The following is a 16,422-nucleotide window of genomic DNA, read 5'->3' as shown; positions in this document are numbered from 1 at the left end:
TCATTATGGCACGCAGATATAGATCGTCATCTCCTCCTCCTTCATCTCCGTTTAACTATACGTCCCTCGCGATTTTGGCGGGAGTGTTCGTGTTGGGAATTGGGATCGGGATTGCGTTTAGTTCGACGGCGAATTTCAGTCCGCAAAACGTGGCATCTCGCGAAGTCATCGATCGCAGCGCCCCGAATCCGGAGTTGTGCATTCAATATGGGGCCAGTGCGATCGCGGCGGACTTGCGAATTTTTCTGACCCTCAACCCGTTTAACGTGTTTGTCTCGCAACCGAGAATGCAACCGGGTTGCGTGTTGCGGACGAATACCTGGTCGATTTTAGAACAGCGCAAGTTGGTCGATCCCCAGGAAGTGCGCGATTGTAAAAACCGGATGAATACCTTTGGATTTACGGGAGATTTGGGCGAGTCGCCGCAGATCGATTGCGTCTATCAAAACGATCGCATGGGCAATCTGTTCTTAAAAGACCAAGGTGGGGGGTTGCCTGCGGAAACGGAACGCTTTTAAGTTCGGTTTCCAGTTAAAATTGGGGCGATCGCCCGCAAAGTTCTGTAACGTTTTTAATGTTATTTACCCATGTCTAAAGCCTTTGAAATTGGCGATCGCGTCCGCTTGACGGCGGTTCCTCCTTATTTTAAAACCGCAGAACCGACGCCGATGTTACGTCCGCCGAACGTCGTTCGCCTCGGAGAAGAAGGAACGATCCTCGATCGCCAACCCGGCGATTATTGGAGCGTGCGATTTGAAAAAGGAGCCTATTTAATCGAAAATAAATATATCGCTCGGGCCGCAGAGCAGCCGACAGGAGACGAACCCGCGCGATCGAACCCCAGCAGCGACGAACCGTCCTGAAGCGAACGGGCGATCGCGGCGGGGGCGATCGCTCGAAAACCCCCGAATCGCGATCCGTTTGCAGATTGATAACTTTAACGGTACTTTAAGGGCGTAAGCTTTCCCTAAGCCATCAAAATTCCTGAACCCTTGTGATTGCCATCTATCCGGGTAGCTTCGATCCCATTACCTTGGGTCACCTCGATATAATTGAGCGAGGCTGCAAGCTTTTCGACCGCGTGATTGTCGCCGTATCGATCAATCCCAACAAAACGCCTCTGTTTGATGTCGAACACCGCTTGGAGCAAATCCGTCACGCGACTCGACACCTGAGCAATTCAGAAGTCGAGCGGTTTGACGGGCTGACGGTCAACTACGCCCGGAAGCACAACGCCACCGTTCTCTTGCGCGGGTTGCGAGTTCTCTCGGACTTCGAGCACGAACTGCAGATGGCCCATACCAACAAAACCCTTGCTGCCGAGATTGAGACGGTTTTTCTAGCCACTTCCAACCACCACAGCTTTTTAAGTAGTAGCGTGGTTAAAGAAATTGCTAGATTTGGCGGATCGATCGACCACCTAGTTCCCCAACACGTTGCGCTCGATATCTACCGATGTTACGCCAAGACACACCCAGGATCGACCCCGAACACGAAGGATCCAACGATCGGGATGAATCTACCGAAGCCGGATCGGGAACCGTAGATATCCAACGGGAACTCAACCGTCTGGAAGAAATGATTCTCGATAGTCCGCGCATTCCTTTCTCGCGACGCACGCTGATCGACGAGGAGCAGTTGCTCGACCAACTCGATGTAGTGCGCTTGAATTTGCCTGCAGCTTTCAATCAGGTGGAGGAGATTATCCGCCAAAAAGAAGAGATTCTCTTGCAGGCGGAACAATACGCCCAGGAAATCTTGGAAGCTGCCGAACAAAGAGCGTCGGAAATTCTCGACGAGATGGGGATCGTGCGCCAAGCGAAGCTGGAAGCCGATCGCCTCAGACAGCAAGTGCAGCAAGACTGCGAGCGGGCCAGAGAACAGACCCTCAGCGAAATCGACCACCTGCGTCGTCAAACGCAACAGGAGATCGAGGACATGCGCCGCAATGCGATCGCCGAGTGCGAGGCGATCGAAAAGGGAGCCGACGAGTACGCCGATCGCGTCTTGGGCAATATCGAAGGACAATTGAGCGACATGTTGCGCGTCATTCGCAATGGTCGTTCCCAACTGCACGAAGATGCGGGTTCTGCGTCGCCGTCTGCCCTCCCACCTCCCGCTCGTGGCGATTATTAATGGTAAATATTTAACTTTTGAGGGGTTCGGGGAGCTATAAGTCCCGCGCTGTATGCGAAGCATCAGCGTCGGGATCCATGGACTCCTCTCGAACAGTCGATTCCCCACCCTACGGGAAGGACTAAGCCCTACGATGGGGATGAGACCAGCATTTATCAGCAGCTATAGTCTGTAGTAAATTATAGTCATGCTGACCATGAACTACACTTACCGAATCTATCCAAATGTCGTACAGCAGACTGAACTGCGGTCGTGGCTTGAGACGTGCACAGGCGTATATAACTACGCGTTGCGCGAACTCAAGGATTGGATTGCTTCGCGTAAGTGTTCGGTAGACCGATGCTCGCTGGAAAAGGAATACATCATTCCCGCCGATGAGCCATTTCCGTCCTACCACCGTCAGCAGAACAACCTGCCCAAAGCGAAGAAGCAATTCCCGCACTTGGGTAAGGTGCATTCTCAGGTATTGCAGACCACGATTCGCAGACTGCACGATACCTGGGAAGTATTTCGGAAGCGGGGATATGGATTCCCGCGTTTCAAAAAGTTCGGTCAACTCAAATCCTTTGTATTTCCCCAGTTCAAGAACAATCCCATCAATGGCTTCACAATCAAATTGCCAAAGATCGGGGAAGTACCCATCAACCTGCATCCCCCCTTCGCCCCCCTTTCAAAGGGGGGTTGGGGGGATACAGCTAAGGGTATTGTCCAGAGTACGGGGGACGCAATGGTATGTCGTCGTCACCATAGAATCGGATATATCGGTTCCCGATGTCCCGGTTCATGGTCGGGCGATTGGGATTGACCTGGGATTGGAGCGATTCTTGACCGCTTCCGATCGCTCTTTCCAAGAGCGCCCTAAGTTTTTCAAGTCGATGCAACGCAAGCTGAAATTGCTGCAACGCAGAGCAGCACGAAAACAAAAGGGTTCTCAAAACTGGGAAAAGGCGCAAATCGAAGTGGCTAGAATGCACCATCGCATTGCCAATCGTCGTAAAGATTTCCATCTGAAGACGGCTCATCAGCTTTGCGACCGGGCGCAAACCATCTTTGCAGAAGATCTCAACGTCAAAGGCTTGACGCGAGGGATGTTGCGAAAAGATTGTGTTGATGCTGCCTTCGGACAATTCCTGTCTCTGACAGAATGGGTTTGCTGGAAACGGGGAGTGTACTTTGCTAAAGTCAACCCCAACGGTACCAGTCAAACCTGTCCATCCTGCTTTGCTACGGTCAGCAAGGGGTTGGAAGTCAGAGAGCATCATTGTCCTGAGTGTGGGTATCGAACGCATCGCGATACGCCTTCGGCGTCGCTACGCGATCGAGCTGCAGCAGAGATGGTTTTGGATCGTGGACTAGAGAATGTAGTAGCCCAGGGACTCTGGGGAATGGAAACCGCCTGTCAAGTCGGTCTGTCGGGGGTCTATGACCTAGATAAGTGGCGTGGGGCAGGAACACCCAATCGTGAGGCTGGGAAGCCCGCGCTGTAATCTTTGATTCAGCGTCGGGAGGATGTCACCCTTGGACGGCGATCGCCGTTCCACTCTTGCCCTCTAAAACCCTGCAATGCTTTCAGAAAAGTTCTGTCGCCAACTGCGCGAACAAGCGCGCCAATGGCAAGCCGAAGGGCTGATTTCCGAGGATCAATACGCCGCCCTTGCCCGACGCTATCAATTCGACACCTTAGACACCGGGGCGCGCGATCGCTTCGTCGCCATTTTAATCGGCTTGGGCGGCCTTCTCCTGGGCATCGGCGCGATTACCCTGGTCGCCGCCAACTGGCAAGTGTGGTCCCGAACCCTGAAAACCTCCTTACTGTTCGCCTTATTTGTCGGAATCAATACGGGGGGCTTCTATTTGTGGCGCCAGCGATCGCCCCTGCCCCTCGGTCGGTTTTCCCTCGGCTGGCAGCAACGCTTGGGCAATGGCTTGCTCCTGCTCGGAGCCTTGAGTTTGGGCGCCAACATGGCCTTAATGGGCCAAATGTTCCACATTGGCGGTTCGGTGGCCGGATTGCTCGTCGCCTGGGGATTTGGCGTGCTGTTGATGGCTTACAGCTTGCGCCTGACCTCGTTAGGAATTTTGGCCGTCGGCCTGATCGGGTACAGTTATTGGCCCGGATTGGGGGAATCTTATGTGAATGAAGGCAGCTACTGGCTGCGATTCGTCATCGAACATCTCGGGGCGATCGCCGCCTTTGGGGTGCTCCCCTTGGCCTATTGGTGCCGTTCTCGCCTGATTTTCCTCCTGGCGATCGCCACGACCCTCCAATCGTTACAAGTGAACCTGGCGATCGGCTTGAGCGCCTTAGGCGCCCCCGGATATTGGATCGTCGCACTCGCTTACGCCCTGCCACCGATCCTGTTGTACGGTTATCCCGACGCCAACGAGTCCTGGCAGCAGCGTTGGCCCGATTTCCCCTCATTCCGTCCCTTAGCGCGGACGATCGCCGTCTGGCTGTTCGCTATCTCCGCCTACTTCCTCTCGTTTCACTGGTTCTGGTCCTCTGCCGTCAGCGATTTCGGTTGGTCCTCCAGCAACATCGAAGACACCGGAATCCAAGGCTTACTCTACCTACTCGATGTCGCTCTCGTCGTGGCGGCGTGGTTGCTGTTTGCATGGCAAGGAGACGGGCGATCGCGCCCCCGCCTGTCTCCCGAATCCGTCAACGACAGTGCCTTCGGGGCGGGGGTGGCGATCGCCGCCCTCACCCTATTCTGGCATTTTGGCATCGCTCCCCTGCCCATTTTCGGCACCTTTATTTTCAATGTCATCCTCTTTTTAATCGCCTACACCGCCATCCGCCACGGACTCGCCCGAGGTCGGCGCTTCAGTTTTTGGCAAGGCATGGTGTTACTCAGTCTCGATATTTTTTCTCGGGTTATCGAATACGATACGGGATTGGTCTTTAAAGCCTTCGTCTTCTTGTTATGTGGAGTCGGGATCGTCTTGGTCGGACTCTGGTTCGAGCGCCACGTCCAAACCCTGGAGGAGTAGGGATTTTCGATATTCGACTTTCGATATTTACAGGAGGGAGTTCGAGAAGCGGGCAAGTGTTCCGGAGGGACCTCCGAGGATGCCCGCACTAGAAGGAGCGCGTTCCTCCCCAAAATTAGGCCCAGCGACTGACCTGGTGCCGTTGTCGTAACGGTTGCGTGGCGCGCACTTCGGCATAGAGCGCTTCCACTTGGGTGATATTGCTGCTGAGGGTGTAGCGTTCCAAAACGCGCTGGCGAGCTTTTTGTCCCATCAGTTGCACCAACTCCGGTTGATCGCGGAACAGAGGCAGTAACGTTTTTAACTGCGTAGTGACCCCTTGCGGGCTTAAGACGACCCCCGCGCCGTCGTTGAGGACTTCTCCATCGGCACCGACATCGGTAGCGATACAGGCGGTCCCGCAGGCCATTGCTTCGAGCAACGACAGGGATAACCCTTCGACGAGGGAAGGCAAAATGAAAACGTCGGCACCGCGCAGGATGTCGATGCGGCGGCGTTCGTCGGCGATATAGCCGAGCCAAATAATATTATGTTCGTCGTTGTAAGCGGCTTGGAAAGACGGAGCGAGCGGGCCGTCACCGACGATCAGCAATTTGCATTTGGAGCCGAGATCGGCTTGTTTCCAGGCTTTGAGCAGGGCCTCGACATTTTTTTCCATGGCGATGCGCCCTTGGTAGACGAACAGGCGATCGGCATCGAATTCAGCCGCGATCGAAGACGGGCCGGGGCAGTATTTTTGAACGTCTACGCCGTTGGGAATGACGGCGATCCGTTCTTCGGGAACGTTGAGTTTGGCGAGTAAGTTGCGCTGGAGTTGGGAAAAAACGATCGTGCGATCGTAGTGGGGAAGGAAGGGGGCGTAAAGTTGGTAGGTCAAGTGTTGTAAGTGTTGCCGACCGGATTTAAGCCGATTTTGGGGGGCGAAGGGGGGATGAAAGGTGGAAACGAGGGGTAAATCCAGTTCTTCGCAAATTTCGGGCAGGACGAAATCGAGGGGCGACAAGGTGAGGGAAGCGTGAACCAGATCGGGCTGCAGTTGGCGCAGGGCTTGACTTAAAACTTTGCTCGATTTGAGGGTGGGGATCGTGTAAATGGTGGATTTATAAAGGCAAGGAAGGGAAACTTCCGGGCAATCGGGCCAACCGTTGGGTCGAGTGGCTGAGGCGTCGGCGTCCCAAGAGACGATCGAGTTGTGTCCGTCGCTGCTTTCTTGGGCAAAATGGAGAAAGCTGACCTGATAGCCCCGGTCTAACAAGGCATTGGTTACTTCACGAGAGTAAGTAACGTTCCCACAAAACGGCGATTTTTTTCCTAACCAGGCGATGTGCAACATGCAATTTTTTGGTTTTAAGTTTTAAAGAAAAGACCGAGCGATCGCGCGACGATCGCCTCGCGGCCAGTGCGGGGCTAAAACAGGTTGACCGCAGCTTCAATCCCCGGCTTTAGAGGTCAGGAGTCAGCCCGATCGCACTTTTAAGGCTCTGTACGGGAAATATACCAGGTTAAGCCGCCGCCTGCCATCGCGATCGCCGCCAAGCTCAAGAACACGACTTGTAAGCCGAAAAATGATTCGGCCAAGCCTGCCAGCGCTAAGGGCAAGGTCAGGGCGATATTAATGGCGTTGTTCTGCAACCCGAACACTTTGCCGCGTATTTCTTCGGGGGTTTCGGCTTGAATGGTGGTTTGCATGGGAACGCCGACCATGGCCGCAAACATGCCTAAAATGGCGATCGAGCATAAATCGGGCCAGAGGCGATCGGTCACCAGAGATAAGACGCACAGGGAAACACTCATCCCTACCGATCCGATCGTACTCAACTGGCGGTTGGAGAACCGTTGGCCGAAATGCCCCAATCCGGCGGCTCCGAGTCCCATACCGATGCCTCCGGCGGCGAGCAGAAAGCCGAATTGTTCCGTACTCATGCTCGGAATCACTTCGGCGAGACGCACGGCGAGTACGGCGAGGGCGGCGAAAATGGAGAAGAGAATCACCAGTTGAATTAAAGCGTTGCGAACGCGGCGGTGATTGCTCAAGTAACGCAAGCCGTCGCGAATATCTTCAAACACGTGGGGATATTCCCGGTTGGGATGGTCCGGTTTTTCTCCGGTTTTCATCACCAACAGCAGCAATCCGGCGATGCAGTAACTGCCGCCGACGAGCAGTTCTTTGCCGATGCCGAGGGTATCGCCCCACTGTCCGATCGCCTTGTCCGCGATCGCCAGCAAGGGTTCGCCGACGGCAAAGCCGACGATCACCGAGGCCATCATCGTCGTGGTATATAAAGAGTTGGCCGGAAGTAACAACCGTTTTTCGACGATCAGGGGAATGGCGGTTTGTTCCGCCGGGGCGAAAAATTGGGTGAGGGTGGAGACTAAGAAGGTCACCGCCAGTAAGAAGGCGAATCCCAAGGGAACGGCGGACAAGTTCACGCCGTCGGACAGGTCGAGCAGGACGGGAATCGCCAGAACTAAGCCGCCGCGCAGTAAGTTGGTGGCGACCAGGACGTTTTTCTTCGACCAGCGATCGACTAAGGCTCCGGCGATCGAGCCGAGGAGGACGGCGGGAATGGTAAAGGCGATCATAATCGCCGAGACCCAACCGCTAATTGTCTGTCCGGGGGTTTGAAAGTGACTGGTGATAATGGCGATCGCCAAAACCAGGTACACTTTATCGGCGAGTTGGGAAAAAACTTGACCGCTCCACAAGGCGAGAAAATTGCGGTTTTTTAAAACGGGGAGGAATCCTCGTTCGCTGTCGGGAGTCTCCGGGGTTTCGGGATCCCGGGGGCGATCGCCGTTGCGGTCGTCGTCGATGGGGGGGTTGGTGTTGGGGGGCGCTGGCTTGCCGTCGGCCCCGTCGGGTTGGGGAGTGTAAGGCACGTTTTGAGGGGAAGCGGTTCGCTCCCTAGATCGGCGCGAGTCGCGATCGTCGGGATGCCAATAGGTAATTTGAGTTTTTAGATCCGAGTTAGATAACGGCATTCTGGCTTTTATTTTTAATCGGCTTGCACCCAGGGCGATCGCGCGATCGCTCTGGGTGACCCTCGCTCGGTTGCGAGGCTATCGAGAGGAGTTGAATACGGCTGAATTGGTATAAGTATCCATCAGAGCGGCAGAACGAATCGAAATTCCCAAATGATATTGGGCGTAATTTCGCAAAAGCTGTTCTACCGATACCCAAACTGTATCAAGAGTTGGCTCGTTCGGATTGGATTGGCGGTATTTTTCCCCCCACGAGTCCCATGCGGACAACTCGGGGGCGCTCAGGTGTTGGAAGGCGACCAGGCCGATCGCGTCGAGGTAACCGTCAATTTTGTCCGACCTGTAAGGATCTAAGGGCTGTCGAGGGGCGATCTCGGACAAACTCACCAGTCCCCCCGCTCGATGGCTGAAGCCGACTTGCCATTGCGGATGGCTGAAGTTCGGGGCGATCGCCGTTCGGGTCGTACAGCAGTAATGCACTTGTGGCGCGACCCCGGCTAAGGCGAGCAGGTGGTAGACCCCTTGGGCCAAGTGTGCCACCACCCGAGCGGGGCAGTCCCGGGCGATCGCCCCCGGGATCTGCTCGATCCGTTGCAAATGCTCCTCAAATAAAACAAATAATTCTGCTTGCGGCTGGCGATCGAGCGCTTGACAGAGGACGATTTCAGCTAAATATTGGGCGGCGGTCAACTTTCCCAAATTTTGCGATAAGCCCGCATAAGAATTCCGGGTCTCTGCCTGCACGATTTTATCGAGCGATCGCCCTTCGTACAGCAGCAAGTCATTGACCACGAACAAGCCACAACGCGCCCCCAATTTCGATTTCGGTTGGCGCACTCCCGGCGCTACGGCGCGCACTAAACCGAACTCCCGGGTCAAAATCGTCACCAGGCGATCGGACTCCCCGAAGGGAATACTCTTGAGATTAATTCCAGTGGCTTTGTACGTTTTCATAAACTCCTAGGGGCAACATCGGGCGATCGCGCGGCGGCGGTACTTAACTTTCCGGCGGTTCTTGCTGCTGGCGCACGATCTCCACCCCTCGCGACGTTCCCAAGCGAGTCGCCCCCGCCATCAACAAATCCAGCGCCTGCTGGGCCGTCCGAATCCCCCCAGAGGCTTTAATCCCCACTTGACCCCGGGAAATTTCTTTGAGCAAGCGCACGTCTTCCACCGTCGCCCCCCCATAAAAGCCCGTACTCGTTTTTAAATAAGCGACCCCCGCATCCAGGCAAATTTGAGCGGCGAGGCGCTTTTCTTCTTCGTCGAGCAAGCTCATTTCTAAAATGGCTTTGACTAACTGCCCCGTTTCGTCGCAAATTTCGGCCAGATCTCGATACACCTCATTGGTTTGTCCCGCTTTCAACCAACCGAGGTTGATGACCACATCCAGTTCCTTCGCCCCATTTTCTACCGCTTCTTGGGCTTCGTAAAGCTTCGTTGCCGACGTGGTCGCCCCCGAAGGAAAGCCAATCACCGTACAGACTTTAGGCCGTTTCCCGTGCAGCAAATTGGTCGCCTGACGCACGTAAGCCGGGTAAACGCACACCGAGGCGAAATTGAAGCGATCCGCCTCCTCGCACCACTGTTCCACTTGCGCGGGGGTCGCGGTGGGGTTGAGCAAGGCGTGATCGATAAAGGAGCCGAGGTCGATATCCCGTGAAGATTCAGTTATCACTGGTTTGGGGTTTAATAAGTCTGGGTTTTTACGGAAATTTTAATAAAACTTAAACTCTTCCCGCAAGGGCGGGCGATCGCCGGATAATTCTCCTCGTCATTTGTGCCACGCTTCGTTAAGGGGATGCCAGAGTCCGACTCTGGAAGCCGCCCACTTCAAACTCAAGCGATCTCTAAGACGATGCAAAATTTACTCGATTTCGATCTGCATTTGTCATTGGTTTCTCCATCCTACAGCCACGAGTTTACCCTCCTACTCGGCTATCTTTGGGCGATCGCCCAGCTCTCAAAAGCCGAACCTCGATGCTGCCTATCTACCTTCGATCGCTCCGCTCCTTCCCGCAGAATTTAAAGAAAAGATTAATGTTCGACTCGGAATTTTTTCGCGCGATCGCCCCGAACTCGCGGGCGATCGCCCCTTACAGTCACTGAAGCCAACTGTATCAATAAACATCACAAAGTTTTGAAAAACTTTAACCTCTAACTCGAATTATTAAAAAGCTAGGGTCGAGGGAGCCAAATGTTAATAAAAAAATCGGTTTTTTCTTGGGAAAGCTTTGATAAAATTTAAAGTGGATAACTGTAGGGCGAACTCAGGCGATCGTCGGACTTTATTGCACTTCTCCAGATGATGAGGTACTCTCGCACAACCCCTTGTTTCCCTCAACAGGGGAACCCACCCCATCCGTACCTAAACTGACCGAGACTTGCTCCATAAGCCTCCCCCATCGCGGCCCTCTCCAAATTTCAGAAAATCGGCAACCTTACCGAACCGCCTATTTCTTGTTTTTCGACTCTTGGATTTTCATTCAACGGGTCAGTTTTCTGGCGTTTTAAAATCTGAATTCACGCAATTAAGTAGTTCTAATGATGGCTGAAAAAATTGTTAACTTAACCTTCCCGATTGTTTGCCAGGAAGTCGAAAAAACCTTATCGAGTTCCCCTTACAATCTTTATCGAACCGCTTCGGAGGATTCTCAGTTATCCCTCGAACTCGTCGCCTACGTTCTCAGTCGGATTTCTAATCTTTACGTCGTTACCGACGAACAGTCCCCGGCTAAAATGGAACTGAGAGCCTCTCGCACGGAAATGCTCAAAATAGAATCCTTAATTCACGAAGGACTGCAAGTGATTATCCCCAGAATCATGCAATATCCCCCTCGCGAATTCAATCATTTCTTTAACGAGTATAACAGCGAACGAGACTCGCCCCGGCAACCCGAGTATCCCGCCGTGCAACTCGAACTCAATACATGGGATGAGTCGGTCACTTACGCCCAACACTTCCGCCTCCAAATTGGCAGTCAATACGCCTCCTGTTCCCTAGACCGTCGCTCTTCCGCTTGAACCTTGAGCGAGTCCCTTCAATCATTTTAGAGACCATTCGACGGTACAGAAAGATTTTATTCCATTACTCCAGCTATTGCAATCCAACCTCGTTTTCCGTCAAACCCGATTGAAAGGATTAACCGACTTTCAATCGGGTTTTAGCGTGTTTAGTTTAACCGTTAACTGACTTTAAATTCATGGCTACTTAAAACCCCATTCGCTACATCTTCAATTAACTGAATGTGGCGAAACACCAAATCCTTGAGCGCATAGCGTTCTAATACAGTTTCGCGCGCATTTTTACGTAACTCGGCCATGCGGTCGGGATGGTCCATGACTTCATCGACGCGATCGGCAATTTCTTTCGGCGAAAAGAAATCGGCTAACAACCCATTTTTACCATGTTCGATGACCTCGCGGACGGGTTGCGTATCCGAACCAATCACCAAACATCCCGTCGATAAAGACTCGATCATCGACCAAGATAAAACGAAGGGACGGGTTAAATAAATATGCGCTTGAGACGCTTGAATCACTTTCAAATATTGACCGTAAGGTAGGGCACCGACAAAGTGAACTCGCGATAAATCTAACGGCACTTTTTCGAGCATGTGTTCTTTATAAGATTTGCCATCCGGCAGGGATTTTCCATAGCAAACGCGATCGGAACCGACAACCACTACATGACAATTCGGACGCCGTTCTTGAATGTAAGCCACCGATTCGATAAACTCGGGAAAACCGCGATAGGGTTCCATTCCACGGGCCACATAAGTGACCAATTCATCCACATGGGATAAATCGAGATTGGGTAATACTAATTTTGTGCCGGGATTGGGTTTAAAATAGTCCGTATCGACCCCATCGTGCATGACCGAAATTTTACTTTGAAATTCCGGCGGAAATTGCGATCGCTGCCAGTATGTCGGCGACAATCCCCAATCGCAAGAATATAAATCGACTAAAATCGGTGCATTTTTAATCCGAATTCGGGCCACGTCGTCAATCGAAAGTGGGTCCGACGGATCGAAATTGGCATCGGAACCGTAGGCGTGATAAAACCACTCGAAATAACACAATAAAGGAACGCCGGGAAAGGCATCTTTAACGAACAATGTCGGTCCCCATCCCGAGTGACCGCAAATGACATCGGGGACGAAGCCTTGTTCTTTGAGTTGGTCCGCCATTCTAAACACAGCTTGTCCGTACAACACCGCACTTTCGAGAGGACGGACGTAATGATGCGTTCCCGGGTGGGGGTCGCGACTGGGATTGAATAATGCTTTTTTGACCCCCGGAATTTTCCATTCGGGACGTTCGTTTTTCGTCCCGAAAACGACTTGATTTTTAGGATCGTGACCGAGAACAGTGGCGACGTGGCGATATTGAGCTGGAAAATTCGGATGCAGAAAGAGAACGCGCATTGTGACAGAAGTAGAGTTTAGATTTTAGAGGTTAAATTTTAGAATAAAAGAAGTCGGTCGAGTCTAGATCGTTTTCCGACGATCGCCCAAATGCTCGTTGTCCTCGGGAGTGGCGATCCTTGTCGGAGGGACAAGGATTCTCGTCGGTCTCAATTCAGTCTTTTATTCCGGTAAATTGACCGTTTTGGGGGCTTGACAAATCCAGACACAATCGCGAGGAACCGATTGACGATCTTTGAGAATAATTTGATAGTCGAGTCGGGTTAAAAATTGTTCCATGATGTTATCGGTCATCACGGAAAATGAAGAACCGTGTCGTTTTCCCATCAAGTTGAATTGCCATTCACTGGCAAATTTTTTCCAGCCCAATTCGCTGAGAATATTGGTATGATGGAAGACACAAAGGCGGCGATCGCCCCGTAGTTTTCGGGGGATTTGGGTTAAATAATTAAAAATATCTCGCGGTTCTAAATGCACCATCGTATCGTAACAAAAACAGACATCGATGGAAGCATCGGGAATCGGATCGAGGCTTATTCCGTCGAGTTTGACGTAGCTGATGCGATCTTCGCCCAAACGCGATCGCGTCGCGTCGAGCATTTCCCGCGAGATATCCGCACAGACTAATTCCTGGCAATGTTTGAGCAGTAAAGCGCTTGTTTTTCCTCCGCCAATTCCTATTTCTAAAACTTTCTCATTCGGCTTGATATAAGAAGCAATAAATTTCTGTTCGATCAATGCTTCGTATTCGGCCAAAGATTGGGCGGCCCCAGCCCCTTGACCGATCCATTCATCGCCAATATGTTTCAAGTCTGGGTGCAAGTTTTGCCAGGCTTTCGCATAAGCATCCCAGGTTCCTTCGTAATCGATGCCTTCTTTATACCCTTCTTGAGAATGTTCCATCACCTTACGGATTGAGTGCAACAAATAATGTTTGGATCGCGAGTCTGGCCTAATTTTAGCAATTTTCGCGATCGCCCCCACGCGATCGCCCCATTCCCCCAATCTCATATTTTATCGTAATTTGCCCCTCTATCGATCGAAAAATTCCGTATTAATTGGAATAAAAATCAATTCCAAATTCTTCTTTTAAGCGTCGGTTGTGGGGGTAGAAATAGGCTGCTAATTCTTGTCGATATTTTTCGAGGATTTGGGAATATTCCCCAGAGTTATATTGGGTGGACGCATCGACGGCGATCGCCTTTACCCCTAAAAACTCGCAAGTTCTTCGCATGATTCGATCGGGATGGGTTGATAATTCTTCACTTTTGAGAATGAGCATACGATCGCGATCGAAATACTGTAACCATTCGGCTATTTGTTCGGCATAAATTCCCCGCGCTAAATAAGTATAATGTTGGTGATTGTAACTGTAATAATGCGGATCGTCGCGCATCTTTTCTTCTTCCCCAGCCAATCTTTCCGGTTCGGAGGCGATCGCCTCTTCAAAAGACAACGATTCAAATCCCCAACGAACCTCGTGATGGTAATGAGACCAGGCGCGATCGATCGGATCTCTTAATAATAAAATCAGTTTAATCTTAGGAAAAGTATTGTAAACTCGCTTCGCCACTAAAGGATGAAAAACATAGTAAGGACTCGCCTCTCCCGTCAGCCTTCCATCTTCATAGCTTTCCGGAAAAAACTGCGCTGCATACCACTCTAAACCTCGGTCAAAATTGAGGTCAAAAAAATGAACTTCTTTCTGTCTCGCCGGAATAATTTTCGGATGTTGTACCAGATAGTGATACAGAGAAGTTGTCCCACATTTTTGGGCGCCAATAATGAGAAAATCAGGCATATTTTTGGAAAATTTAGGGGTAGGATACTCATCCTACCCGCGATCGACGGATAAAGAACGGATAACGAACAAATAACCAACTGAGGCAATTACTTAAGTGACAAATTAATTACAAATTAATACTGTAATCTTCGCGATCCCTCGTTAAATTGGGGCTGTAACACGGGTCGTGGTCGATAATAGTTTTCCACTTTTCGCGCATATACTCAATTTCTTGAGAAAACCGCGTGATTTTTTCTGGAGTGTCTTCAAACCCGCGACTTTTTGACTCGTAATGGTAGAGAACTACGTGGGGTAAATACAGGTTTCGATACCCTTTTTCTACCATTTTCAAACATAAATCGACATCGTTAAAGGCAATTTTAAGGTTTTCTTCTTCAAACCCGCCAATTTCCTCAAAAACTTCCCGCCGACACATCAAACAAGCTGCAGTGACTGCCGAGTAATTATTGACTGTTTTCAGTTGGAAATAATAGCCCGGAACCCCAGAGGGAAAATTCTTGTGGCTGTGTCCGGCGACCCCGCCCAAACCGATCACAACCCCGGCGTGTTGAATGGTCGAATCGGGATACAATAATAAGGCGCCCACGGCCCCAATGGAAGGGCGTTGGACTTGTTCGACCATCGCAGTCATCCAGTCGGGATCGATCGCCTCCGTATCGTTATTTAAAAAGAGGAGATAGTCGCCCTTTGCTTGGGTGACGGCGTAGTTGTTAATCTTGGAAAAATTGAAGGGAATATCGAGTTGTTCGCAACGGAAGCGATCGGGTTCTTTCGCCTTCCATTTGTTGAAAACTTCTAAGGTTTCCGGTTCAGTACTGCCGTTATCAATGACCAGAACTTCGTAATTGGGATAGGTCGTTTTTTCAAATATAGAGGTCAGACAAGTATTGAGGGTACTGCCATAATTTCGGGTCGGAATAATGACCGTAACTAAGCGATAATCTTGAATATGATAACGAACGATCGCGTGTCCGCCTTCGGTCGCTTCCACCCGTCCGGGTTCGCCTCGTCTTTCTAAGGCTTCGGCGATCGCCCGAAATGCGGCATCGGTGGCGTAACTCTTATTTTCTAACTCGCTGGCGGTGGATTGCGAGTGAATGCGCCAGTGATATAAAATTTTAGGAATATGGTAAATTTTATCAGTTTTTTCTGTAAATCTCAAGACTAAATCGTAATCTTGAGATCCTTCAAATCCGACCCGAAACCCACCAATTTCATTGACGAGCGATCGCCGATAAGTTCCCAAATGACAGGTGTACATTCTCGATAAAAACGAATCGGGACACCAATCGGGTTTAAAGAACGGATCGCGTAATTGATTGTTGTCGTCAACTTTATCTTCATCGGAATAAATCATATCGGCTTCCGGATGAAGATTGAGCATTAATGCGACTTCATAAAGGGCATCTGCATTGAGCATGTCGTCGTGGTCTAACAAGGCGACATATTCCCCAGTTGCCATGTCTAAAGCGGTGTTAGAAGCGGCGGAAATATGACCGTTTTTCTCCCGGAAGGTGACTTTAATTCGGGAATCTTTTTCGGCATATTCTTCGAGGACGTTTTTAATATACTCTTCGCTAGAAGCGTCATCGGCGATGCACAATTCCCAGTTCGGATAAACTTGATCCAAAACTGAATCTAAAGCCGTTCTCAAGAACCGTTCTGGGGGATTGTAAACGGGCATTAAAATGCTAATTAAGGGCTGGTAGGGAAAAACTTTAAATGTTTGTGATTTTTGCCGTAAATCGGCTGCCCGGGCGGAGTTTTGACTTAACCAATAGTGATAGTCGTGGAGGGGATGGGCGACTTCGGGGGCGCCCTGACTCGGTAGGGGGGTTTCGTCTAATTTGTAGTAAAGTTTTTTAAAAACTCGGGCTAAAGCGTAGCGGGTTCCTTTGGTTTTCCAAGACTCGTAAAACCGTTTGGACAATCGCTGGAGACGGATGAGTTGTTCGGGCGATCGCGCAAAAGAATTTCGCAGCATTAGAGGTTCGTTAAGGTGAGAGGGACCGTCAGAGGTGGAGGAGTCGGAACCGGGGGAAAGGGGCGAAGGAGGGGTTTCTAAATGGGGATGTT

General features: G+C 51.1%; 17 protein-coding genes. 9 read left to right on the top strand and 8 right to left on the bottom strand.

The genetic code is table 11. The annotated features are described in order from the left end of the window. Positions 1 to 5 precede the first annotated feature (5 nt). From HCG48_RS10465 to HCG48_RS10440, 7 genes are all read left to right on the top strand, one after another. Complete coding sequence (locus HCG48_RS10465; RefSeq protein WP_168569112.1) at positions 6 to 518, top strand: DUF3172 domain-containing protein; 513 nt, start codon at positions 6 to 8, stop codon at positions 516 to 518. 69 nt (positions 519 to 587) lie between these two features. Next, on the top strand, positions 588 to 863 hold the full coding sequence (sipA, locus tag HCG48_RS10460) for a regulatory protein SipA (RefSeq protein ID WP_168569111.1): 276 nt from the start codon (positions 588 to 590) through the stop codon (positions 861 to 863). Between the two features lie 131 nt (positions 864 to 994). Continuing rightward, positions 995 to 1,546: a pantetheine-phosphate adenylyltransferase gene (coaD, locus tag HCG48_RS10455; protein ID WP_168569110.1), complete on the top strand. Its 552-nt coding sequence runs from the start codon at positions 995 to 997 to the stop codon at positions 1,544 to 1,546. Continuing rightward, a complete protein-coding gene (locus tag HCG48_RS10450; protein ID WP_168569109.1) occupies positions 1,456 to 2,136 on the top strand; it encodes a F0F1 ATP synthase subunit B in 681 nt (226 codons plus the stop codon). Before coaD ends, HCG48_RS10450 begins: the two co-directional genes overlap by 91 nt. A 187-nt stretch (positions 2,137 to 2,323) precedes the next feature. Continuing rightward, positions 2,324 to 2,941: an RNA-guided endonuclease InsQ/TnpB family protein gene (locus HCG48_RS25985; protein ID WP_246260025.1), complete on the top strand. Its 618-nt coding sequence runs from the start codon at positions 2,324 to 2,326 to the stop codon at positions 2,939 to 2,941. Beyond that, on the top strand, positions 2,841 to 3,623 hold the full coding sequence (locus HCG48_RS25980) for an RNA-guided endonuclease InsQ/TnpB family protein (RefSeq protein ID WP_246260023.1): 783 nt from the start codon (positions 2,841 to 2,843) through the stop codon (positions 3,621 to 3,623). The genes HCG48_RS25985 and HCG48_RS25980 overlap by 101 nt, the downstream gene beginning before the upstream one ends. Before the next feature lie 76 nt (positions 3,624 to 3,699). After that, complete coding sequence (locus HCG48_RS10440; RefSeq protein WP_168569108.1) at positions 3,700 to 5,130, top strand: DUF2157 domain-containing protein; 1,431 nt, start codon at positions 3,700 to 3,702, stop codon at positions 5,128 to 5,130. A 115-nt stretch (positions 5,131 to 5,245) separates the two neighbouring features. Here the strand turns inward: HCG48_RS10440 and HCG48_RS10435 are convergent, their stop codons facing one another. The 4 genes from HCG48_RS10435 to deoC form a co-directional block, all read right to left on the bottom strand. Next, the gene (locus tag HCG48_RS10435; RefSeq protein WP_168571839.1) at positions 5,246 to 6,460 is read right to left on the bottom strand and encodes a glycosyltransferase family 4 protein; all 1,215 of its coding nucleotides are present in this window, start codon (positions 6,458 to 6,460) and stop codon (positions 5,246 to 5,248) included. Between the two features lie 143 nt (positions 6,461 to 6,603). Next, positions 6,604 to 8,112 (bottom strand): MFS transporter, encoded by a 1,509-nt coding sequence (locus HCG48_RS10430; RefSeq protein WP_168569107.1) that lies wholly within the window; start codon positions 8,110 to 8,112, stop codon positions 6,604 to 6,606. A gap of 78 nt (positions 8,113 to 8,190) precedes the next feature. Beyond that, a complete protein-coding gene (gene recO, locus HCG48_RS10425; protein WP_168569106.1) occupies positions 8,191 to 9,066 on the bottom strand; it encodes a DNA repair protein RecO in 876 nt (291 codons plus the stop codon). A gap of 43 nt (positions 9,067 to 9,109) precedes the next feature. Next, positions 9,110 to 9,790, bottom strand: coding sequence for a deoxyribose-phosphate aldolase (gene deoC, locus HCG48_RS10420; RefSeq protein WP_222858212.1), 681 nt, complete (start codon positions 9,788 to 9,790; stop codon positions 9,110 to 9,112). 102 nt (positions 9,791 to 9,892) lie between these two features. On the opposite strand from deoC, the gene HCG48_RS10415 reads away from it, so the two are divergent. Further along, positions 9,893 to 10,141 (top strand): hypothetical protein, encoded by a 249-nt coding sequence (locus HCG48_RS10415; RefSeq protein WP_168569105.1) that lies wholly within the window; start codon positions 9,893 to 9,895, stop codon positions 10,139 to 10,141. Positions 10,142 to 10,656: 515 nt separating this feature from the next. Next, positions 10,657 to 11,136: a hypothetical protein gene (locus tag HCG48_RS10410; RefSeq protein WP_168569104.1), complete on the top strand. Its 480-nt coding sequence runs from the start codon at positions 10,657 to 10,659 to the stop codon at positions 11,134 to 11,136. 161 nt (positions 11,137 to 11,297) lie between these two features. Here the strand turns inward: HCG48_RS10410 and HCG48_RS10405 are convergent, their stop codons facing one another. From HCG48_RS10405 to HCG48_RS10390, 4 genes are all read right to left on the bottom strand, one after another. Beyond that, on the bottom strand, positions 11,298 to 12,542 hold the full coding sequence (locus HCG48_RS10405; protein WP_168569103.1) for a glycosyltransferase family 4 protein: 1,245 nt from the start codon (positions 12,540 to 12,542) through the stop codon (positions 11,298 to 11,300). A gap of 162 nt (positions 12,543 to 12,704) precedes the next feature. After that, a complete protein-coding gene (locus HCG48_RS10400) occupies positions 12,705 to 13,553 on the bottom strand; it encodes a class I SAM-dependent methyltransferase (protein ID WP_210437212.1) in 849 nt (282 codons plus the stop codon). A gap of 43 nt (positions 13,554 to 13,596) precedes the next feature. Continuing rightward, positions 13,597 to 14,343: a sulfotransferase domain-containing protein gene (locus HCG48_RS10395; RefSeq protein WP_168569102.1), complete on the bottom strand. Its 747-nt coding sequence runs from the start codon at positions 14,341 to 14,343 to the stop codon at positions 13,597 to 13,599. Positions 14,344 to 14,452: 109 nt separating this feature from the next. Continuing rightward, positions 14,453 to 16,330 carry a glycosyltransferase family 2 protein gene (locus HCG48_RS10390; RefSeq protein ID WP_168569101.1) on the bottom strand — a complete coding sequence of 626 codons (1,878 nt, stop codon included), beginning with the start codon at positions 16,328 to 16,330 and terminating at the stop codon, positions 14,453 to 14,455. Positions 16,331 to 16,422 lie beyond the last annotated feature (92 nt).

Origin of the sequence: Oxynema aestuarii AP17 (assembly GCF_012295525.1) — a bacterium.
Classification (GTDB): Bacteria; Cyanobacteriota; Cyanobacteriia; order Cyanobacteriales; family Laspinemataceae; genus Oxynema; species Oxynema aestuarii.
This window is presented reverse-complemented; position numbering and strand designations above follow the sequence as displayed.

Excerpts from the sequence above, each read along its gene's own strand:
- HCG48_RS10465 (WP_168569112.1), top strand. The coding sequence starts at position 6 with ATGGCACGCAGATATAGATCGTCATCTCCTCCTCCTTCATCTCCGTTT.
- sipA (WP_168569111.1), top strand. The coding sequence starts at position 588 with ATGTCTAAAGCCTTTGAAATTGGCGATCGCGTCCGCTTGACGGCGGTT.
- HCG48_RS10450 (WP_168569109.1), top strand. The coding sequence starts at position 1,456 with ATGTTACGCCAAGACACACCCAGGATCGACCCCGAACACGAAGGATCC.
- HCG48_RS25985 (WP_246260025.1), top strand. The coding sequence starts at position 2,324 with ATGCTGACCATGAACTACACTTACCGAATCTATCCAAATGTCGTACAG.
- HCG48_RS10440 (WP_168569108.1), top strand. The coding sequence starts at position 3,700 with ATGCTTTCAGAAAAGTTCTGTCGCCAACTGCGCGAACAAGCGCGCCAA.
- HCG48_RS10430 (WP_168569107.1), bottom strand. The coding sequence starts at position 8,112 with ATGCCGTTATCTAACTCGGATCTAAAAACTCAAATTACCTATTGGCAT.
- recO (WP_168569106.1), bottom strand. The coding sequence starts at position 9,066 with ATGAAAACGTACAAAGCCACTGGAATTAATCTCAAGAGTATTCCCTTC.
- HCG48_RS10410 (WP_168569104.1), top strand. The coding sequence starts at position 10,657 with ATGATGGCTGAAAAAATTGTTAACTTAACCTTCCCGATTGTTTGCCAG.
- HCG48_RS10405 (WP_168569103.1), bottom strand. The coding sequence starts at position 12,542 with ATGCGCGTTCTCTTTCTGCATCCGAATTTTCCAGCTCAATATCGCCAC.
- HCG48_RS10400 (WP_210437212.1), bottom strand. The coding sequence starts at position 13,553 with ATGAGATTGGGGGAATGGGGCGATCGCGTGGGGGCGATCGCGAAAATT.
- HCG48_RS10395 (WP_168569102.1), bottom strand. The coding sequence starts at position 14,343 with ATGCCTGATTTTCTCATTATTGGCGCCCAAAAATGTGGGACAACTTCT.
- HCG48_RS10390 (WP_168569101.1), bottom strand. The coding sequence starts at position 16,330 with ATGCTGCGAAATTCTTTTGCGCGATCGCCCGAACAACTCATCCGTCTC.